The following is a 19,874-nucleotide window of genomic DNA, read 5'->3' on the forward strand; positions in this document are numbered from 1 at the left end:
CAATATCGGGTGCCTTCTAGAAGCGTTCGAACTCGTCATCGCCCAGCGCGAGGTCGAACCCGCCGGAGTCGCCCTTGCCTTCTGAGGACTTTTCATTGCGCCCGGAACCGCCCTTGGGCCTGGGACTCTTGGGGCCGCGATTCTTGGGACCGCCACCCGAAGGCTTCTTCTCTTCGCCCTGAGGCAGCTTGCGTGCAGAGCTCTTGAGCGCCTTGGCTGACTGCTTTGCCGACTTGGCCGGCTTTTGCGGCTCTCGGGCCGGCCGCACCGGACCGCTGTCCGACTCCCCGTGGAAGTTGACCTTGAAGAAGGAGATGATGTGCTGCAGGCCCTGCGCCTGATCCGCGAGCTCGGTGGAGGTGGAGGCCATCTCCTCGGACGCCGCGGCGTTCTGCTGCACCACCTGATCGAGCTGCTGGAGCGCATCGTTGATCTGCGAGGCGCCCATGGTCTGCTCATCGCTGGCGGTGGATATCTCCTGAATCAGCTCGGCCGTGCGCTTGATGTTGGGCACGATGCTCTCCAGCATTTCACCGGCCTGTTCGGCCACTTCCACGCTGCTGGAAGACAGCTCGCTGATCTCGGAAGCCGCCACGCCGGAACGTTCCGCCAGCTTGCGGACCTCTGCCGCGACAACGGCGAAGCCCTTGCCGTGCTCTCCGGCGCGGGCCGCCTCGATGGCCGCGTTCAGCGCCAGCAGGTTGGTCTGCCGCGCGATCTCCTCGATGATGGTGATCTTTTCCGCGATCTGGCGCATGGCTCCCACGGTCTCGTTCACGGCCTTGCCGCCCTTTTCCGCGTCGGTGGAGGCGCGCCCGGAGATCTCTTCGGTCTGGCTCGCATTGTCCGAGGTGCCCTTGATGTTGGAGGTCATCTCCTCCATGGAGGACGAGACCTCTTCCAGCGACGAGGCCTGTTCCGTGGCGCCCTGCGACAGGTTCTGCGATGTGGCGGCCAGCTCCTCGCTGCCTGCGGCCACCTTGGAGCTGCCGTCCATGACCCGGCCCACGACGTCGGTCAGCCGTTCGCTCATGGTGTTGAGCGCGGCCTGAATCTCGCCGATTTCGTCGCCGCGGTTCTGGTCCAGCCGGTCCGTGTAGTCGCCTTCCGCAGCCTTGCCGAGGAAGCCCACCACCTCGTGCAGGGGCCTGATGAGTACGCGCTGCATGTACAGCCAGATGCCGATCACGACCACCACCAGACAGATCACGATGGAGATGCACAGCTCCGTGAGCGTCTGGTAGACGGGGGCCACTATTTCGGAAGTCTTCACCAGCCCGATGAACTTCCAGCCGGACTGCGCAGAGGTGCGCACCACGGCGGTATAGCTCTCGTCGTTCACGGAAACTTCCGTCGTTCCGGAATCCAGCCGGTAGCATGTGTCGTACCCCGTCTCCGGAAGGTCGTTCACGTTCTTGAAATTATTGTCCGGATCGCTGGGGTCCGCGATGACCACGCCGTCGTCCTGCACCAGCACGAGATACCCGCTCTTGCCGATGGAGACTTCCTTGACCATGGAGGTCAGGCTGGCGAGGGAGATGTCCATGGCGGCAACGCCCTTGACTTCACCGCCGAAGCGCACGGCCTTGCCGGTGCTGATCATGGTCTCGCCGGTGGTGGAAGTGTACGCGGGGGAGACCACGGCGTCATTCGGCTCGGAGGCCGCCTTCTTGTACCACGGTCGCACCCTCGGATCGTAGCCGCCCGGGAGCGACGTGTCGGACCCCATGATGAACGCCCCGCTGCTGGTGCCCACGTACACGTCCACATAGTTGTCATGGCTTTCCGCAATCAGCGCATAGAACTGTGCCAGTTCCCGTCCGAGCGGGTCGTTGTCCCACACGTCGGCCTTCACGCTGTCCGCGCTCACGTCAAGATAGTTGGTGCGGATCTCGTCGGCCTGTTTGAGCCTCGGGTCCATGGCGATCATGTTGGTGTTGAGTTTCGCTTCCCTCAGGAAAAGCGAGAGCGTCCTGTCCACCTCCACGAGCTTGCCGGAGGTGTTCCTGACGAAGCCGTCCATGGATTCGTTGTAGATGTTCACGGCCACAATGACGAAAATCGCGGAGCTCACCAGCGCAAGGGAAAGAACGAAACCCGCGATGATCTTCATTTTGATCGACATTTTCATGCAGCGCCCCCTCCATGTTGTACGTTTCACCTTCCCATTATCATATTCGACAGCTTTGTTTGAATTATTTAATTTCCCCGCAAAACTCGCACCTTCCGGCCTGCTTCGGAGAAAAGCGCATTGACAGCGGCGCACAGGGCTTCTAGTCATTATAGTTGGAAACGCACCTGTCCGGTGCAATACACGATTTCAGGAGTCGGTTCGATGAAGATTTTGAAAGCCGCCCGCATGGAGCGCTGCATTGGCTGTCATTCATGCTCGCTGGCCTGCGCCCGTCTGGTGCACAAGACCCTGTCGTGGAACAAGGCGGGCATCCGCATCGCCTCGGCCGGGGGCCTGTCCACCGGTTTCGAAGCCCGCGTCTGCCTTGCCTGCAATCCCGCCCCCTGCGTCGAGGTCTGCCCCACCGGGGCCTTCTCGCAACGAAAAGGCGGGGGCGTCCTCCAGAAGCGAAAGCTCTGCATCCGCTGCGGCAAGTGTGCCGAGGCGTGCCCCGTGGACGCCATTTTCCTCGACCATCTGGTCAACCCGTATGTCTGCATTCACTGCGGCAGGTGCGTGAGCTTCTGCCCGCACGCCTGCCTTGAAATGGCCGAGGTCGAAACCCGGGAGGCCGACGAATGATACGCAACCATTTCCGAGCCATGGTGGTGAACCTCTCCACCGGCAAGACCCGCATAGAAGAGCTGGACGGTCGCGAACAGTACGTCGGCGGCGGCGGACTGGCCGCGATGCTGTTCCAGAAATACGGCCACATGGACAAGCCGTGGGACGCCCCTGAGCAACCGCTGATTTTCGCCATCGGCCCGCTCACGGGCTATTTCCCGCTCATGAGCAAGACCGTGTGCTCGTTCAAGTCGCCTTACCACGACCAATATACCGAGACCCACGCCGGAGGCCGCTCCGCGCTCTCCATGCGCTTCGGCGACATGGACGCGCTGGTGGTCATCGGGCAGGCAAAGCGCCTCTCGGCGCTGGCCGTGGGCGCGCGCCGCGTCGAAGTCCGCGACGCCCACTTCCTCAGCGGCATGGACGCCCTGGCCTGCGGCCGCGCCGTGCGCCGCATGTTCCCCGGCTCCGGCCGCCGCAGCATCCTGCGCATCGGCCCCGCGGGCGAGAACAAGTGCGCCTACGCCTGCATCAACGTGGACACCTACCGCCACTTCGGACGCATGGGCGGCGGCGCGGTCATGGGCGCCAAGAATCTCAAGGCCATCTGCATTCTCGGTGACCGCGGCTTCGAGCTGCCGGACAACAAGGCCTATCCCAAGCTGTTCAAGGAGATTCACGACAAGCTCACCGAGACCAACATCATGGTCAAGTACCACGGTGTGGGAACCGCCATTAACGTCAAGCCCCTGAATGAACTGAAGAGTCTGCCGTGGCGCAACCTTCAGGCCACCACCGACCCCGGCGCCGACTCCATCTCGGGCGAATCGTTTGCGGACGAGACCCTGCTGCGCAACGCGGCCTGCGCGGGCTGTCCCGTGGGCTGCATCCACGTGGGCTTCGTGCGCGACAAGTTCCAGGTGGACAACCAGTACATGTACCGGCAGGTGGGGTACGACTACGAACCCATCTTCGCCGTGGGCTCCATGCTGCACGTGCTCGATCCTTTCGACGCGCTGCGCATCATGGACACCGTGGAAAAGGCCGGGCTGGATGTCATGAGCGCCGGTGTCGCGCTGGCGTGGGCCACCGAGGCCACGGAGAAAGGCATCATCTCCGAGAAGGAGACCGAGGTGCCCCTGTCCTTTGGCGATACCGACGCCTACATGCGCGCCGTGGAGCTGCTGGGCGACGCGTCCAACGAGTTCTACTCTGTGCTGGCAAAGGGCACGCTCAAGGCGGCCAAGGCGTACGGCGGCGAGGACTTCGCCTGCGTGCTGGGTCAGGAGATGGCCGGGTACGCCACCGGCGAGGTGTTCTTCACCGCGCAGTCGCTCGGCTTCCGCCATGCGCACCTGGACACCGGGGGCTACTCCTTCGACCAGAAGCACGAGGAAAAGGACGTTCAGAAGGCCGTGAACTTCCTCATCGAGGACGAGAAGCAGCGTGTCTACCTCTGCGCCATGGTGGCCTGCCTGTTCTCGCGCGGGGTCTACTCCGACGAGCTGCTGGCCAAGGCGCTCGAATCGGTAGGGTACGACAACCTCGCCTCCGACATGGACGCCGCATCCGAGCGCATCCAGCACATCCGCTGGCAGACGCGCTTCCAGACCGGCTACAAGCCTGAGGAAGTAACGATCCCCAAGCGTTACCTCGAGGTGGAGACATGGAAGGGCAAGGTGGACCCGGAGTATCTGGACGCCCTGAAGAAGGAATACGCGGCGCGTCTCACGGCCATCGGCACCCGCAAGGAGGAGGACGAGTAGCGCACCCCCGGAAAAACCACGTTGGCAGCGGGAATTTTTTGCAGAAAACCCTTGCCAACGCTTTCCGGTTTCGCTAAACATGCTTTCCGCAACGACGCCACGATAGCTCAGTTGGTAGAGCAGGGGACTGAAAATCCCCGTGTCCGCAGTTCAATTCTGTGTCGTGGCACCAGCAAGAACAGGCCCTTACGAAGATTCTTCGTAAGGGCTTTTTCTATTGCTATCCAACTCACCTACGCACTCCTTGTTTGGTCATGCCGCATCGAGTAAAAGACTTGTTACGGGGGGCTTATGACTGGGCTATTTTCCTCATTTTTGGGTATAATCGCAGGCGTGTTTACATACGCTTTGATTCAGATTTGGGTTGAACCCATAATACGTTTCAACAATGCCCGTTTTCAAATTGATTATGATCTTATGTTCTATGCTAACAAACGCGGGTTTTTAAACTTCCCCTATCCCTCAGAAAAAGTGCGGCAGGATCATCAGGAAGAAATCAAAGAGGCAAAAAAAGCACATCGAAAAAATGCTCATTCCATACGCGTTTCGTACAGCCACCTGCCCCGACTGTACCAAGCATATTTATCCTACAAGAACATCTATCCCAAAGAAGCCTCTAAAGAGCTTGTAGGATTCTCAAACACCTACGAGCAAACAGCTGAAAGCATCGGTCGAGAAAACAGAGTAAAACGATTACTTCGTCTGGATGCGTAGCCGAACCTCTCGCACAGGAGCGCCATCCCGGCTCTCCAACCACCTTGCCCTCCCCTCCTCCTGCTGATAAACAATGCCCGCGACCATTGCTCCGAACGCATCCACGAACCCGAGGCATCGCCACGTGAAATCCGGTCTCAGCATCATCGTCCCTGCCTATAATATGGAAAACTGGCTTCCGGTGGCCCTCGAGTCCTGTCTGGACCAGAGCGATCCGGAATTCGAGGTCATCGTGGTCAACGACGGCTCGCCCGACACTTCCGGGGAGATCGCCGACCGCTACGCCGCCTCTGACGACCGGGTGAAGGTCATCCATCAGGAAAACGCCGGGGCGGGCGCATCGCGAGAGGCCGGACAGGCCGCAGCCAACCGCAAGTATCTGCATTTTCTGGATGCCGATGACCTGCTGGACCGCCACGCCGTGCGTGACATGGTGGGCACCGCCGAACGTGACGGCGTTGAAATGGTCTGCGGCAATGCCGTCGTCTTTTCGGACACAACCTCCAATACCCGCGCATATTTCCCGCACCCGGCGGCGGCGCGCAGGAGCTTCGCTGACAGCCCGCGCTATTGGAAGAGCAAGGTCGCCTGGCGCTGGATCATCGGCACCGAGTTTGCCCGCAGCAACGAACTGAGCCACCCGCCCTTCAAGATGGGGCAGGACGTGCTGTTCATGTTCGACGCCCTGACGCGGGTCGACGCGTTTTCGCAGTGTCCCTCACAGTTCTACTTCTTCCGGCAGGACCACAAGAAGGTCAACATGACCCTCGACACGCTGCTGAACCACCAGATTCCGCACTACGCCGAGGCAAAGCGCATCCTCATGCAGGCCGACATGCCCGGCCCGCTCGTCAAATATCTCAACGAGAACTTCTTCCGGGACATCAAGAACGCCATGCCCCGACTTCGCGACGCCGAACCCCACTGGCGCGAAACACTGCTGAACCATTCGTTCGCCGTTTTCGACGGGCTCGACCCCGCACTCTTCGACGGGCGGGTGCCCGAGGGTGCCAAGGTACATCCACAGGCGACCCCGCTGTTCAGGGCACTCTGCGCCGGAGATCGGGAAGCGGTCGATGCGGAACTGGACAGCTGGATCGGCGGACGCGGCAAAAAGAAGGACGTGAACAAGGACAGCGGCTTCCACGCCCTGCGCAGGCGCATCAAATCCGCGCTGCGCCCCATGTCCCTGAAGACGCGGCACCGCCTGAACACGCTTGCCAAGCGCGCCGACAAACGGCTCGGCAGATAATCGACACAAAAAACGCCCGCCGGCTTCCCGACGGGCGTTTCTTCTTTCACGATTGCGGGGGGGGTTACTCGCCCAGACCCAGACCGCGCAGGAATCCGGTGTCTTCGGTCCAGTTGTCGCGGACCTTGACCCAGAGTTCGAGGTGCACCTTCATCTCGAGCATTTCTTCCAGCTCCTCGCGGGCGGCAGTGCCGATCTTCTTGAGCGTGGCGCCCTGCTTGCCGATGATCATGCCCTTGTGGTTCTTCTTGGTGGTGTAAATGGCCGCATGGATGGTCACCAGACCGCGCTCCGCGTCCTCATCCCACTGCTCGATCTCAACCGCCGTTCCGTAGGGCAGCTCCTGATGCAACGAGTAGAAGACCTTCTCGCGGACGACCTCCGATGCCATGAACCGAAGCGGCACCGTGGATATCTGGTCTTCCGGGAACATGGGCGGGCCTTCGGGCAGATGCTTCAGCACGCCGTCCAGCAGCTCCGGCGCGCCGTCGCCCTTGAGGGCGGAGACCGGATAGACCTCCGCGTCAGGGAACATCTCGGCGATCTTCTGCATCACCGGCAGGATTTCCGCCTTGTCCTTGAGCTTGTCCGCCTTGTTCACGGCCACCAGCACAGGCAGGCCGGAGCTTTTCACCGGCTTGACCAGCGGCTCGATCTCCTTGTCCATGAGATGCGGCTTGGCCGCATACAGGGCCGCGTCCAGCATGACCACCACGCAGTCGCAGGACGAGAGCGCGGACCATGCCGAGTCCAGCAGAAAGCGGTTCATTTTGCCGCGCAGGCGGTGGATACCCGGGGTATCCAGAAAGACCACCTGCGAGTCGTCGTCCGTCAGGATGCCGCTGATGCGGTTGCGCGTGGTCTGCGGGCGCGGAGACACGATGGCCACCTTCTGCCCGAGGTACTGGTTCATGAGCGTGCTCTTGCCCGCGTTGGGCGGACCGAGCAGCGCAACCATGCCGAATTTGTAACTGTCGCTCATGCTTCCTCCGAAGCCGTTGTCGTCGTTTGGGTCGTACCTATATCCGTATGCGGCCCGGGCATCAACCGCAAGCCTTTCTCTTTTCGCGCCCACGCTTTGCTGGTATAATGCGTTGATGCACGAAAAACTCGCCCTGTGGGGCCTGCACTGCGCCCGCCCCAGACACGACCTGCCCCTGCCCGGAAGTCCGGAACGCTGCGTCAAGCGCGTGGCGGTCGAGGACACCGAAAACGCCGCCTGGATGCTTGAACGGCTGCACCCCGCACAGCCCGCCCGGCGCGAACGCATCGGCGGACTGCTGGCACACCTCGCGGCCAAGGGACTGCCCGTCCCCGCCTACCGCCCGGCGCCCGGAGGCGGATTCACCGCGGCGGCCGACGGCTTCCACTGGCAGCTCTCACCTTTCGTCCCCGGCGATCCGCTGCCGCAGCCGGACTACGTGGACCACCCCGAGCGAGGCCGCGCCCTCGGCACGTTTCTGGCCGACCTGTCCGATGCGGTGGAGGACTTCGAGCCGTTCGCCCCGGAGCCGGACATCCCCTTCCCCGCCTACATCCGGGACCTGCTGGAGACGCTGCGCACGCGAAAGCCGGGCCTGTACCCGCCGCTGCTAGAAATCCGGGAGCTGCTGGCCCCGAGCCTCGAAACATGGAACGACCTGCCGTTCGAGGTCTGTCACGGGGATTTCCATCCGCTCAACGTCATCTGGCAGGATCGCGGCGTGGCAGCCGTTGTGGACTGGGAGTTTTCGGGGCTGCGGCCCTGCCTGTACGACGTGGCCAACTGCATGGGCTGCGCGGGCATCGAGGATCCGGACGCGCTGGGCAACGGGCTGGTCCCCGCCCTGCTGCGCACCCTGCGCGACCGCGGGCGGCTGCCCGCCCCTTCCTTTGAGGCTCTGCCCCGGATGATCACCGCGCTTCGCTTTGCGTGGATGTCGGAGTGGCTGCGCCGCGACGACGCGGAGATGATCCAGCTGGAGCTGCGCTACATGCGGCTTCTGGCGGACAACCTCGACTCGCTGCGGGCCATGTTCAGGAAGATACTGGAATTGAAATAGAAAAGGCCCGCGAACACTGTCCGCGGGCCTGCTCGCCCGGAAGCGGCGAACTATTCGAAAAGTTCCTTGGCCTTGTCCGTGGCGGTGTCCACGGCCTCGTCGAGCTTCTTTCCGGCCTTTTCCGCGGGGCCTTCCTCATGACACGCCACAAGGGGCATGGCCAGAGCGGCAACCATCAGCAGGACAACTATTTTCCTGAGCATCTATTCCTCCGTTTCGACCTGATCGGGAAGGGCCTCGGCGAGCGCCATCCCCCCTTCGGTCATGTACTGTTTGCGTATCCTCTCGTATTCACTGATACCGTCTTCGCCGGGAATCTTCATCGCTGTAAGCGCCTTCTGCATCCGTTCGACCAGCGCCGGGTCGGTCTCCGGACTGAACGCGTAGTAGAGCGGATATTCGCTCAACACGTAAACCATTTCGTAGTCGCCGGGGGTCAGGCCCATGGATTCGGCGATGCGCGGCGCGGATGCGGCGGACTGGGTCACGATATCCACTCGCCCCTCTTCAAGCATTCGGAACTGCTGCTCGTTGTCCACCAGTTCGACCATGTTCGGCGGATCAATGCCGAACATGTCCTCAAGCAGGGAGGCGGGAGCGCTGTCGCGTATCACGCCGATACGCCGGCTCAACAGGTCGGTCCGGGCGCGGATGCGGAGGGAGTCGCTCTTTCTGGCGACAAGCCCCAGCCGCAGCTGTCCGAGCGGGCCCACCCAGCGGTAGCGGTGCTCGCGCTCAGGCGTGCGCACAAGGCTGAACACGAGGTCCCCCTGCCCGCTCGCCACATCGTCGAGAGCACGCGCCCAGCTGATGGAGCGGATCATGCGCGGCTTCACCGGGCATCCAACCCGACTGCTCATGCGGCGGAGCAGCTCCACGGCCATGCCGTCGAACACGCCAGCATCATTTACGTAATTGAACGGCTGAAGGTCACCGGAGTACGCCTTGAACGGTCGATCACACCCTACCTCCTCCGCTTCGGCGGGGGCGGCGGCTGTCAGAACCAGCAAGAGCAGAAATCCGAAGGCAAAGCGGCACATACCGTATCGATAGCGCAGCGGGCCCGTGTTTGACAAGAACTCCGGCGGCCTACGCCCGCGCTCTTTCCGAGATTGTCAGCACCGGGCCTTGATGCTACTCTGCATGCGGTTCGGAACGCGGCAGGAGACCGGCTGCAAAGCCATTCTTCAGGGGGGAAACAGGGTTGAACGACAAAAGGCACCAGAGCGGCTGCATGACGCGCATCCTGCTGGCCGAGGACAACCCGGCCAATCACGACCTTGCGCATCTGTACCTTTCGGACACCGGCATAGAGCTGGTGACCGCGCCGGACGGTCGCAAGGCGCTTGAGCTGTTCCGGCACGGCTTCTTTCAGGCCATCTTCATGGATCTGGAGATGCCCGTCATGGACGGACTGGAGGCCATTCGCCGCATCCGCCGGGAGGAGCGCGAGAAAAACCTCGCGCGCACCCCTGTCCTCGCCCTCTCCGCACACGAAGACGAGCAGTACCGCACCCGCTGCATGGACGCAGGCGCGGACGACTACATCCTCAAGCCCATCCGCAGGACCACGTTTCAGGACGCGCTGGAAAAACATCTGGTGCCTTCGTCCGCCATGGCGGCGCGCGAGCTGGTGCCGGAGGTGTTCAGCGGCATCATGGACCGCTTCGTGAGCCAGTGCGCGGACGACCTCGACTCCATGCACCGCCACCTCGCGCAGGAGGACTTCCGCGGCGTCCGGTCCGTGGCCCACAAGATCGCCGGGGCCGCATCCGGGTTCGGCATGAAAGGGCTCGTGGAGCTGTGCAACCGCATCCGCAGCGCGGCCATGGAGCAGGACTGCAGCGGCACCCACCAGGTGGTGAGGCAGGCCCGCAGCTACCTGGACAACGTGTCCATCGATTTCCACTGATCCCGCCTTTACCCCCGCACCGGGGTCGGCTATGCATGGCCCGTGCGCATCCTGCTGATCGACAACAACGACTCCTTCACGCGGAACCTTGAACATCTGCTCGTCGCGGCCCGTCCGGGCGCGACCGTGCAAGTGCTGCCGTATTCCAGTCTGCCGCACATCCCGCAGGCCGACCTCACCGTCATCTCACCCGGTCCCGGCGCCCCGTGCGACTATCCCGGCTACGAATCGCTGCTCGATTCGGATGTTCCCGTGCTGGGCGTCTGCCTCGGCATGCAGGTCATCAACGCGCATTTCGGCGGCGAGACCGCCCGGCACCCGCACCGCGTGCACGGCAAGACCGGCGTCATCCACTGGCGCGGCAGGGACTGGACCGTGGCCCGCTACCATTCGCTGCGCTGCTCCCGCGTTGCCGACGAGCTGCGCGTGGAGGCCGAACTGTCCGACGGAACGCCCATGATCCTGCGCCATGAGAGCCGCCCGCTCCTCGGCCTGCAGTTTCACCCGGAATCCTTCATGACCACCCACGGCACGGAGCTCGCCGCCCATGCGCTGCACGCGATCCTTTCCGCTTGACTCCGCCGCGTTCGACGCCCTCGCCGCGCACCTGCTGCGGGAGCGCGGAGCGGACATGCTGGCCTCGCCGCCGGGCTGGAAAGGCGAGTCGCGTTCGCTGATCGGCATCGACCCCACAGCCGAACTGCTCGTGCGGCCGGACACCGCCGCGCGGGAGATTAAGGATTTCGCCTTCGCGGAACCGGGGCCGGTGCTGGGTTTTCTGAGCTACACATACGGGCTGGGGCTTCGTGAGGTGACGAGCGCGAAAGAGACGGATTTTCCTGCGGGCCACCTAAAACGGTATGCGGTCATCGTCACCCACGACCACGCAACGCAACGCATGAGCGTATCCGGCCCGGACGAAGACGCGATCCGTGGACTTGAAGTGGCAGCGCTAAGAGCGACCCCGCAAACGTTTCCCCGTCCCGCCGGGCTTTCCGGTCCGGTTCGGGCCTCCCTGAGTCGCAAGGCGTACATGGACGGGGTGAGCCGGACGCTGGAACACATCCGCGACGGCTGGACCTATCAGCTCAACCTGTCCCTCAAGCTCTCGCGCCACTGTCCGGACCTCGACCCGCTGGCGCTCTTCCTGTATCTGCGCGACCGGCACCCGGCGCCGTTTTACGGCTGGTTCACCTCCGGGCCGCTGCGGGTGCTCTCTGCATCCCCGGAGCGCTTCCTCAAGGTGGACGACGGCCATGTCCTGTCGCAGCCCATCAAGGGCACCATGCGCGCCGACGCCCCCGACCCGGAGCTGGTGCGACGGCTGACCGCCTCGCCAAAGGAGGACGCGGAGCTCTCCATGATCGTGGACCTGATCCGCAACGACATCTCCGGGGACTGCGAGTACGGCTCGGTGCGCGTGCCGCAGCACAAGGCGGTCTTTCACGTGGACCGGCTGCTGCAGATGCACTCGGACGTGACCGGAACCCTGCGGAGCGACCGCGACTGCGTGGATCTGCTGCTGAACGCCTTCCCCGGCGGCTCCATCACGGGCTGTCCCAAGCAGAGCTCCATGCGCATCATCGACGAGCTGGAGCCGCACGGCCGGGACGTCTACTGCGGCAGCCTGCTGGCGATTCACGGCCCGCGCGACATGGACTCGTCCATCGCCATCCGCACGGCGGTCTTCGACACCCGAAGCGGCGTGCTCGACACCTGGGCGGGCAGCGGCATCGTGGTGGACTCCGATCCGGAAAGCGAATACCTCGAAACCATGGCCAAGGCCGAAAAATTCCTGTTTCCAGACGAGGAGCCGCAATGATCCACTACCGCAAGGGCCGATGGCACGAAGGCCCGATCCCCATGGACCCCACCGGCGAGGCATTCCGGTTCGGGGCCGGTTTCTTCGAGACCCTGCTCTACAACGGCGAACGCATCATGCACCCCGGCCTGCACCGGCAGCGGCTCAGGCGCAGTCTGGACGTGTTCGAGGTGGCGTGCGAGCTGCCCGACATGGAGGCGCTCGGAACGGAGGCGGTCAGACGCAACGATCTGGAAGGGCGTGAGGCGCGGGTCAACGTATTCTGCCCCGTGGAGCACGGACGGAGCGAGCCGGTGATCATGGCCGCGCCGTTCGACCGGCCCGAAGGCCCCCTGAGGCTGCGCATCCACCCCGATCCGGTGCTCAACCCGCTGGCCGACCACAAGTGCATGAACTATTTCTTTCTGTTGAGCGCCTACAGGAGCGCGGCGGCGCAGGGCTTTCATGACGCGGCGCTGGCAACGCCGGGCGGCGAGCTGCTGGAATCCTGCTTTGCCGCGCTGGTCTTCCGCCGCGGCAACGCCCTGATCACCCCCGGCGGGCCGAACCGCCTGCCGTCCACCGCGCTGGAGGCCGTCCGCAGGGAGGCCGAGATATGGCCCGAATTCGTCAGCACGGACCTGCGGGACTTCGACGCCTGCTACACCCTCAACTCGCTCGGCGGAGTGATGCCCGTCTCGCAGCTCGGAGAGAAGCGGTTCGATCCGGACTTCGAGACCTGCGAAAACCTTTCGCCGCTGGTCACCGGAATATAACCGGCCCGCCTTGCCGTATCGGGCGATGCAGGGTACACCCTTGACGTTATGAGCGATATTCAGAAAATCGGTGTCTGGCAGACCGCCTTCCTCGGCGACGCGGTATTGACCCTGCCCCTTATCACGGCCCTGAAGCAGCAGTATCCCGACGCGGAGATACACTTCTTCGTGCGCAAGGGCTTCGGCGAGCTGTTCTCGGCCCAGCCGGAACTGGCGGGTGTGCACGAGTTCGACAAGCGCGGCGAACACAAGACCCTGTCCGACGCCCGGCGCTACGGCAAGAACATCAAGGCCATGGGGCTGGACCTCTGGATATCCACGCACACCAGCTTCCGCAGCGCGGTGGTTGCCCGCGCCACGGGCATCAAGCGCCGCATCGGCTACAAATCGCCGTGGTTCAACCGACTGGCCTACCACAAGACCGTGGACCGCCGCTTCGACGAACTGGAGGAGATCGAGCGCCTGCACCAGCTGCTCAAGCCGCTGGGCATCGAACCGCCCGCACCGGACGCGCAGATGGTGCTGCCCGAGCTGGCCCGGGGCGTGGCCGACGCCGTGCTGGCAATGCAGCCCGCCGACGCGCCGCTGCTCGGCATCCACCCCGGCTCCACATGGCCCACCAAGTGCTGGCCCATCGAGTATTACGCCACCATCGCCCGCGCCGCGGCATCCGCCGGGTGCGCCGTGCTGATCTTCGCCGGACCGGGCGAGGAGGAGTCCGCCGCCAAGGTCCGCGAATACGCCGGTCGCGGAGTGCACTCCCTGCGCATCACCGACATGGGCGGCAAGCTCAAGCTGCCCGAGCTGGCCGCGATCATCGACCGGCTCGACGCCTACCTCACCAACGACTCCGGCCCCATGCATCTGGCCTGGATGCAGAAGACCCCCACCGTAGCCGTGTTCGGCCCCACCGTGAGAGAGCTGGGATTCTTTCCGCGCGGGGAGCACTCCGTGGTGCTGGAGGCCGACCTCGACTGCCGCCCCTGCGGCCTGCACGGCCACAAGACCTGCCCCGAAGGCCACCACGACTGCATGAAGCAGGTCACGCCGGAGGCGGCATGGCGCGCGCTTGCGCCCATGCTCGGATTCCAGACCGTGGACTGATCCTCTAGAGTTTGTGGAAGAGACTGCCCTGCTTGCAGTGCGCGCCGAATCCGAGGGCGTCGTAGAGCTTGCCCATGTCCAGTGATTCGCGCACCACGCTGGCCAGATGATCGAGCGCGGCCTCAAGGTCGAAGGTGGTCTGCGGATGCTCCAGCGGCAGAAGCCCCTTGGCGATACGCAGCCTGTCGATGAACCAGCGGCGGAACTCGTCCGAGTCGAACAGCCCGTGCAGATAAGTACCCCAGACCAGACCGTCATCCGAGCCAAAGCCCAGCGGCCTGCCGTCCGCATCCTTCACCGCCACGCGCAGCTCCTGCGAGAGCGGCACCGTGGTGCCGTGATGAATCTCGTAACCGAAGACGCGCTCGCCGCTGCGGCAGTGGACGCCATGGGTGCGCCGGAGCGTCTTGTCCCGCGCAAGCTCCGTGCGGACCGGAAGCAGGCCGAACGCCTCCTGCCGGATGGCCTCGGACTCCAGCCCGTAGGGGTCGTCGATCTGCAGGCCGAGCATCTGGAATCCGCCGCAGATGCCCACGATCCGCGTCTTTCCTGCGGCCGCGAGTGAGCGTATCGCCGCGCCCATGCCCGCGCCGCGCAGCGCCTTCATGTCCGGAACCGTTGACTTGCTGCCCGGGATGATCACCGCATCCGGCTCCCCCAGCTCCAGCGCGCTCGAGACCACGCGAATCCGCACGTCCGGCTCGGCGTAGAGGGGGTCGATGTCGTTGAAGTTCGAAATGCGCGGCAGGTCCACCACCGCGATGTCCACGCACTGGTCGTCCGGAAACCGGTGCTCCTCCGACGGACGGAAGCCGTCCTTGAAGGAGACCGAGTCCTCTTCGGGCAGGCCGAGCCCGTGAATGTAGGGCACCGTGCCCAGCACCGGCTTGCCGGTATGCTCGAAGGTGAAGCCGAGCGCCGGTTCCAGCAGGGTCGGGTCGCCCCGGAAGCGGTTGATGACGTAGCCCGAAACCAGCTCCCGCTCCCACGGGTCCAGCAGGTTCATGGTTCCCACCAGCGAGGCGAACACCCCGCCGCGGTCGATGTCGCCGGTGAGCAGCACGCTGGCGTCCGCATAGCGGGCCATGTTCATGTTCACGATGTCGTGGTGCTTCAGGTTGATCTCGGCGGGGCTGCCCGCGCCCTCCAGCACCATGATGTCCGACTCGTTGGCGAGCGAATCATAGGCGGCCTTGACCGCGTCCCACGCCCTCGGCTTGTAGCGCACGTACTCGCGCACGTTCATGTTGCCTACGGGGCGTCCCATGACGATGACCTGCGAGCCCGTGTCCGAGCCGGGCTTGAGCAGCACCGGATTCATGCGCACGTCGGGGCGCAGCCGCGCGGCGGCCGCCTGCGTCACCTGCGCACGGCCCATCTCGCACCCTTCGTCGGTCACGAAGGAGTTGAGCGACATGTTCTGCGCCTTGAAGGGCGAGACGCGGTACCCGTCCTGAAGAAATATGCGGCACAGGGCAGCGGCGAGCACGCTCTTTCCGGCGTTGGAGCCGGTGCCCTGCAGCATGATGGCCGGGGTGCGCTTCTTGCGCTTGACCACGGGCGGTCGCTCCACGCCGCAGGCACGCTTCATGGCCCGAATGAGCCGTTCGTTCTCCTCTTCGGTGCGCACGGCGACCCGGAACCAGCGGTCGTCGAGGCCGTGGAAATTGCCGCAGAGCCGAATGGCCACGCGGTCCTGCAACAGCTTTTCCTGAAGCGGTTTCGCGTCCCCGCCGATGCGCTCCAGCTTGCACAGCAGGAAGTTGGCCTCGGACGGATAGACGGTCAACCCCGGCACCTCGCGCAGACCGGCCACCAGATTCTCGCGCAGGATGCGGGTCTCCCGGCGGGTGCGCTCGGCGTAGTCCGCGTCGCGCAGGCAGCGCGCGCCCACCCGTTGGGCCAGCGTGTTCACGGACCACGGCGGCAGGAGCCGGCGCATGCGCAGGATGGTCTCGGGATGCCCAAAGGCCAGCCCGAGACGCAGCCCCGGGATGGCGTAAAATTTGGTCAGGGACAGGATGGTGGTCACGTTGTCGGGCCGGTCCTTGATCAGCCGGTCCGGCTCGCCGGGCATGAACTCGGCAAAGGACTCGTCCACCACGAAGCGGCAGTGCGGAAACATCTCGGCCACTTCGCGCAGGTCGTCGGCGCTGAAGTCCAGCCCCGTGGGGTTGTTGGGACGGCACAGGAACACCAGCGCGGGCTCGGTCATGTGCGAGGCCAGCTTGGAGAAATCCAGCCGGAAGCCGTCATCAGGGGACATGGCCACCTCGGTGACGGGCAGCCGCGCCAGCCGGGAGACGCGGCGGTAATCAACATAGGCCGGGGACGGGATCACGGCTTTTCGCACCCCGCCGATGCAGGCCACGGCCTGAATCAGCTCCGAGGCGCCGTTGCCCGCCAGCACCTGCGTGGGCCAGACCTTGTAAAGCTCGCAGGCGGCCATCACCAGATCCGTGCAGTCCGGGTCGGGATAGGACGGGACCTCGCGCAGGGCGCGGCCCACTTCGTACCCCAGCCACGGCGGCGGTCCCACAGGGTTCAGGCTGGCGGAAAAATCGAGAATCTCCGAGGGGTCGCACCCCGCGGTCTCGGCCAGCTTCTGGAGGTTGCCCCCATGCGACTCATGCTGATCTTCAAGTAGCTCCGGCAGGCCGGAGAGTGTGGTCTGCTTCAAAACGCCCCCGACGGATGCATCTAGACAATGTTGTGACTTTGTGCGTTGTACGATGAATGAACGGCTTGGACAAGCCTCAATAGTCCCGCCCGGAGCGTCCAAAAGTATAATTACGAATCCCCTGTTTTCTGGTAGGGGGTTAGGAAAGAGGTCGACGATGAACGATAGAGGAACAGATTCCGACGAGCTCATATTCGCCGAGGAGGACGACCCGAGGCAGGAGACGGTCGAGGACAGCCGTCCGTGGCCGGTGCTCGTGGTGGACGACGACGAGTTCGTCCATCAGGTCACCTCGCTGGTGCTCAAGGAATACCACTTTCAGGGGCGCACGCTGGAGCTGATCTCCGCCCATTCCGGCGAAGAGGCCAAGCGGATTCTCACCTCCCGCGACGACATCGCCCTGATCCTGCTCGACGTGGTCATGGAGGAGAACGACTCCGGCCTCGGCGTGGCCCGCTGGATACGCGAGGACCTCGGCAACCACTTCGTGCGCATCATCCTGCGCACCGGCCAGCCCGGTCACGCGCCCGAGACCGAGGTCATCAACCGCTTCGACATCAACGACTACAAGGAAAAGGCCGAGCTCACCACGCAGAAGCTCTTCACCGCGGTGACCACGGCGCTTCGCTCCTACGCCGACATCACCGCCATCGAGCGCAACCGGCGCGGGCTGGAGGTGGTCATCCGCGCCTCGGCGGACCTGTTCCGGCAACGCTCCCTGAGCCGCTTCGCCAGCGGCGTGCTCTCCCAGCTGGTGGCCGCCCTGCGCCAGAGCGGGGACTCTGTCATGCTCAGGGCCTCGGCGCTGGCGGTTTCCAAGGCCGGACCGCGCCTGCGGGTCATCGCCTCCACCGGCCAGTACGAGGGGCTGGAGGGGCAGGAGATAGAGACCCTGAGCGACCCCAAGGCATCCACCGCCGTACGGGAAGCCCTGCACCGGCGCGAGACCGTCTTTCACGACACCGAATACGCGGGCTACTTCCGCACCTCCCGCGGCTCGGAAAACGTCATTTATCTGTGCGGTGACCACCCGTTCGGAGAGATGGACCGCAACCTCATCCGCCTCTTCGCCGCCAACATCGCGGTGGCCTTCGACAATCTGGACCTGAACAACGAGATCGCCGAGACGCAGCGGGAGCTGATGTTCATCCTCGGCGACGTGGTGGAGACCCGCTCCAAGGAGACAGCCAACCACGTTCGCCGCGTGGCGGCCTACACCGCCGAGCTGGCCGGAATGATCGGGGTGGACGAAGAGCGGACCGACCTCATGCGGCAGGCCTCGCCCATGCACGACCTCGGCAAGATAGGCATCCCCGACGCCATCCTGCTCAAGCCCGCGCGGCTCACCCCGGACGAGTTCGAGATAATCAAGTCCCACACCACCATCGGGCACCAGATTCTTTCAGGCTCGGATCGCACGCTGACGAGGAAGGCTGCGGAAATCGCCCTGACCCACCACGAACGCTGGGACGGTCTGGGGTACCCGCAGGGACTGGCCGGGGAAGACATTCCCCTGAGCGGGCGCATCACGGCCATCGCCGACGTCTTCGACGCCCTGATCTGCAAGCGCGTCTACAAGGAGCCGTGGCCGGTGGAGCGCGTGGAAGCCTACTTCCGCGACCAGCGCGGCAAACATTTCGATCCGAAACTCACGGACCTGCTGCTGGAGAACATGCACATATTCATCGACATCCAACAGCGAATGCCCGACTAGCCTGCAACGGCCCGCGCGTGCAGAAAGCAGGTGCGGTCGGCGTGTCCCACGAATCCCATCCGCGCGTCCGCATACCATGAGGCGGTGAACGATTTCCCGTCCGCGCTCCACAGTCTGGAGCGGCCCGGATCAAACACGGTTTCCAGACAGAACGCCCCCGGCTCGGTGCTGCCGGTGAAAACCGTGGTCAACTCGTCCACCGTGGGCAGCCGCCAGTCCGTGCGCCCGGCGAACGCTTCCTGATTCAGCCATTCCACATGGGCCGTCGCGTCCTCGTACTCCACGGGATACCGCGTGCCCGCCTTCTCCCAGAGCAGTCCGGAACCGGTGTCCTCCACCACGTCGCCCTTATCCGCAAAGCGGCCGTACCCGTAGGTCGCCGGACGCCAAAGCTCGTCGAGCCCGAATGTCTCGCGCGCTTCGGCAGGACGCACCTTGCGCGGCTCGCTACGCGGTTTTTCTCCTGCGTGATGCCGAGGAACCTGATCCGGGTCGAAATAGGAGCAGACCTCGTCGCGGCGCTCTGCCCACGCTGCGGCCAGCTCGTCCAGCGCGGCGAGCATGGCCTCGGCGTCGGCAAAGCGCTTGGTGCGGTCATGCGCCAGCGCGGACGCGAAAAATTCGTCCCACCCCTGATCCAGATCGGGATGACTGTGGCTGATCCGCGTAGTGCGGTCGCCCTCGTTGGGCAGCAGCCCGGTGAGCATACGGAAAAGCGTCACACCCACGGAGAACAGGTCGGCGCGGGCGTCGGCCTGTTCCGGATCGTCCTCCTGCTCGGGCGCGGTGTAGTAGGGCGAGCCAACCACCATGCCCTTGTGGCGCGTGAGCGCTTCGCCGCGCAGCTTGCTCAGGCCGAAGTCGATAAGCCGCACTTCATCGCGACCCTCGGGACCTTCGGCGAGCATGACGTTGAACGGCTTCACGTCGCGGTGCACGATCCCCGCATAGTGCAGGCGGTCCAGCCCCATGAGCATCTGCCGCGCGATGGAGAGCGAGGCCTCCACGCCCAGCCTGCGCGACGGAGCCTCCACCTCGTAGGTCTCGCCCATGAGCAGGCCGAGGTTGTTGCAGTAGTACTCCATGGCAAAATGCGGCGGGACCGTCTCGTCGCCCTCGGAAACGTCGAAGATGCCCGTGACGTTGGGATGCCGGATGCGGGCCATGGTCACCGCCTCGCGCAGGAACGCGCGCCGAATGTTGTCCATGCCCATGATGTCTTCGAGAATCTCCGTGGGACGGCAGACCTTGAGCGCCACCATCCGCCCCGTCACCGGCATGGCGGCCTTGTAGACCGCGCCCATGCCGCCCCTGCCGAGCAGACCGCGTATTTCGTATTTTCCTACATGCATACCGGAAAGTACGAAATCGAG

The 19,874-nt window shown here is 64.2% G+C and carries 17 protein-coding genes and 1 tRNA gene; 12 read left to right on the forward strand and 6 right to left on the reverse strand.

Features of this window, described 5'->3' with window-relative positions; all coding sequences use genetic code 11:
• Positions 1–16: 16 nt before the first annotated feature.
• Complete coding sequence (locus BR24_RS12650; protein WP_496541844.1) at positions 17–2,131, reverse strand: methyl-accepting chemotaxis protein; 2,115 nt, start codon at positions 2,129–2,131, stop codon at positions 17–19.
• A gap of 204 nt (positions 2,132–2,335) precedes the next feature.
• On the opposite strand from BR24_RS12650, the gene BR24_RS12655 reads away from it, so the two are divergent.
• The 5 genes from BR24_RS12655 to BR24_RS12675 all read left to right on the forward strand — a co-directional run bounded on the left by BR24_RS12655 (position 2,336) and on the right by BR24_RS12675 (position 6,472).
• Positions 2,336–2,755, forward strand: coding sequence for a 4Fe-4S binding protein (locus BR24_RS12655; RefSeq protein ID WP_496541845.1), 420 nt, complete (start codon positions 2,336–2,338; stop codon positions 2,753–2,755).
• Complete coding sequence (locus BR24_RS12660) at positions 2,752–4,506, forward strand: aldehyde ferredoxin oxidoreductase N-terminal domain-containing protein (protein ID WP_496541846.1); 1,755 nt, start codon at positions 2,752–2,754, stop codon at positions 4,504–4,506. The genes BR24_RS12655 and BR24_RS12660 overlap by 4 nt, the downstream gene beginning before the upstream one ends.
• Before the next feature lie 96 nt (positions 4,507–4,602).
• Positions 4,603–4,678 (forward strand) — tRNA-Phe (locus tag BR24_RS12665).
• Positions 4,679–4,821: 143 nt separating this feature from the next.
• Positions 4,822–5,220, forward strand: a complete 399-nt coding sequence (locus tag BR24_RS12670; RefSeq protein ID WP_496541847.1) for a hypothetical protein — start codon at positions 4,822–4,824, stop codon at positions 5,218–5,220.
• Between the two features lie 124 nt (positions 5,221–5,344).
• Complete coding sequence (locus BR24_RS12675; RefSeq protein WP_496541848.1) at positions 5,345–6,472, forward strand: glycosyltransferase family 2 protein; 1,128 nt, start codon at positions 5,345–5,347, stop codon at positions 6,470–6,472.
• Between the two features lie 64 nt (positions 6,473–6,536).
• On the opposite strand, the gene era is transcribed toward BR24_RS12675, so the two are convergent.
• Positions 6,537–7,454 carry a GTPase Era gene (era, locus tag BR24_RS12680; RefSeq protein ID WP_496541849.1) on the reverse strand — a complete coding sequence of 306 codons (918 nt, stop codon included), beginning with the start codon at positions 7,452–7,454 and terminating at the stop codon, positions 6,537–6,539.
• A 115-nt stretch (positions 7,455–7,569) separates the two neighbouring features.
• Between era and BR24_RS12685 the strand changes: the two genes are divergently transcribed.
• The gene (locus tag BR24_RS12685) at positions 7,570–8,514 is read left to right on the forward strand and encodes a phosphotransferase (protein ID WP_496541850.1); all 945 of its coding nucleotides are present in this window, start codon (positions 7,570–7,572) and stop codon (positions 8,512–8,514) included.
• Between the two features lie 50 nt (positions 8,515–8,564).
• Here the strand turns inward: BR24_RS12685 and BR24_RS12690 are convergent, their stop codons facing one another.
• On the reverse strand, positions 8,565–8,717 hold the full coding sequence (locus tag BR24_RS12690; protein WP_496541851.1) for a transport-associated protein: 153 nt from the start codon (positions 8,715–8,717) through the stop codon (positions 8,565–8,567).
• A complete protein-coding gene (locus BR24_RS12695) occupies positions 8,718–9,554 on the reverse strand; it encodes a substrate-binding periplasmic protein (RefSeq protein WP_496541852.1) in 837 nt (278 codons plus the stop codon).
• Between the two features lie 164 nt (positions 9,555–9,718).
• On the opposite strand from BR24_RS12695, the gene BR24_RS12700 reads away from it, so the two are divergent.
• The 5 genes from BR24_RS12700 to BR24_RS12720 are packed head-to-tail and all read left to right on the forward strand — an operon-like array spanning position 9,719 to position 14,107.
• Entirely contained in the window at positions 9,719–10,426 is a 708-nt protein-coding gene (locus BR24_RS12700; RefSeq protein WP_496541853.1) for an Hpt domain-containing response regulator, read from the forward strand.
• Between the two features lie 42 nt (positions 10,427–10,468).
• The gene (locus BR24_RS12705) at positions 10,469–11,002 is read left to right on the forward strand and encodes an aminodeoxychorismate/anthranilate synthase component II (RefSeq protein WP_496541854.1); all 534 of its coding nucleotides are present in this window, start codon (positions 10,469–10,471) and stop codon (positions 11,000–11,002) included.
• Positions 10,974–12,248 (forward strand): anthranilate synthase component I family protein, encoded by a 1,275-nt coding sequence (locus BR24_RS12710; RefSeq protein ID WP_496541855.1) that lies wholly within the window; start codon positions 10,974–10,976, stop codon positions 12,246–12,248. The genes BR24_RS12705 and BR24_RS12710 overlap by 29 nt, the downstream gene beginning before the upstream one ends.
• Positions 12,245–13,003, forward strand: coding sequence for an aminotransferase class IV (locus BR24_RS12715; RefSeq protein WP_496541856.1), 759 nt, complete (start codon positions 12,245–12,247; stop codon positions 13,001–13,003). Before BR24_RS12710 ends, BR24_RS12715 begins: the two co-directional genes overlap by 4 nt.
• 48 nt (positions 13,004–13,051) lie before the next feature.
• Positions 13,052–14,107: a glycosyltransferase family 9 protein gene (locus tag BR24_RS12720; RefSeq protein ID WP_496541857.1), complete on the forward strand. Its 1,056-nt coding sequence runs from the start codon at positions 13,052–13,054 to the stop codon at positions 14,105–14,107.
• 4 nt (positions 14,108–14,111) lie between these two features.
• Here BR24_RS12720 and BR24_RS12725 read toward each other — a convergent pair whose 3' ends face one another.
• A complete protein-coding gene (locus BR24_RS12725; protein ID WP_496541858.1) occupies positions 14,112–16,787 on the reverse strand; it encodes a cobyric acid synthase in 2,676 nt (891 codons plus the stop codon).
• Positions 16,788–16,944: 157 nt separating this feature from the next.
• On the opposite strand from BR24_RS12725, the gene BR24_RS12730 reads away from it, so the two are divergent.
• Positions 16,945–18,501 carry a DUF3369 domain-containing protein gene (locus tag BR24_RS12730; RefSeq protein ID WP_496541859.1) on the forward strand — a complete coding sequence of 519 codons (1,557 nt, stop codon included), beginning with the start codon at positions 16,945–16,947 and terminating at the stop codon, positions 18,499–18,501.
• On the opposite strand, the gene BR24_RS12735 is transcribed toward BR24_RS12730, so the two are convergent.
• A complete protein-coding gene (locus BR24_RS12735; protein WP_496541860.1) occupies positions 18,498–19,853 on the reverse strand; it encodes a protein kinase domain-containing protein in 1,356 nt (451 codons plus the stop codon). The two genes, BR24_RS12730 and BR24_RS12735, sit on opposite strands and share 4 nt — an antisense overlap.
• Positions 19,854–19,874: the final 21 nt, after the last annotated feature.

It is taken from the genome of Pseudodesulfovibrio halophilus DSM 5663 (genome assembly GCF_059568665.1).

Coding starts and splice junctions, on each gene's coding strand:
- BR24_RS12685 (WP_496541850.1), top strand. CDS start 7,570: ATGCACGAAAAACTCGCCCTGTGGGGCCTGCACTGCGCCCGCCCCAGA.
- BR24_RS12735 (WP_496541860.1), bottom strand. CDS start 19,853: ATGCATGTAGGAAAATACGAAATACGCGGTCTGCTCGGCAGGGGCGGC.
- era (WP_496541849.1), bottom strand. CDS start 7,454: ATGAGCGACAGTTACAAATTCGGCATGGTTGCGCTGCTCGGTCCGCCC.
- BR24_RS12660 (WP_496541846.1), top strand. CDS start 2,752: ATGATACGCAACCATTTCCGAGCCATGGTGGTGAACCTCTCCACCGGC.
- BR24_RS12715 (WP_496541856.1), top strand. CDS start 12,245: ATGATCCACTACCGCAAGGGCCGATGGCACGAAGGCCCGATCCCCATG.
- BR24_RS12730 (WP_496541859.1), top strand. CDS start 16,945: ATGAACGATAGAGGAACAGATTCCGACGAGCTCATATTCGCCGAGGAG.
- BR24_RS12650 (WP_496541844.1), bottom strand. CDS start 2,131: ATGAAAATGTCGATCAAAATGAAGATCATCGCGGGTTTCGTTCTTTCC.
- BR24_RS12690 (WP_496541851.1), bottom strand. CDS start 8,717: ATGCTCAGGAAAATAGTTGTCCTGCTGATGGTTGCCGCTCTGGCCATG.
- BR24_RS12710 (WP_496541855.1), top strand. CDS start 10,974: ATGCGCTGCACGCGATCCTTTCCGCTTGACTCCGCCGCGTTCGACGCC.
- BR24_RS12695 (WP_496541852.1), bottom strand. CDS start 9,554: ATGTGCCGCTTTGCCTTCGGATTTCTGCTCTTGCTGGTTCTGACAGCC.
- BR24_RS12720 (WP_496541857.1), top strand. CDS start 13,052: ATGAGCGATATTCAGAAAATCGGTGTCTGGCAGACCGCCTTCCTCGGC.
- BR24_RS12655 (WP_496541845.1), top strand. CDS start 2,336: ATGAAGATTTTGAAAGCCGCCCGCATGGAGCGCTGCATTGGCTGTCAT.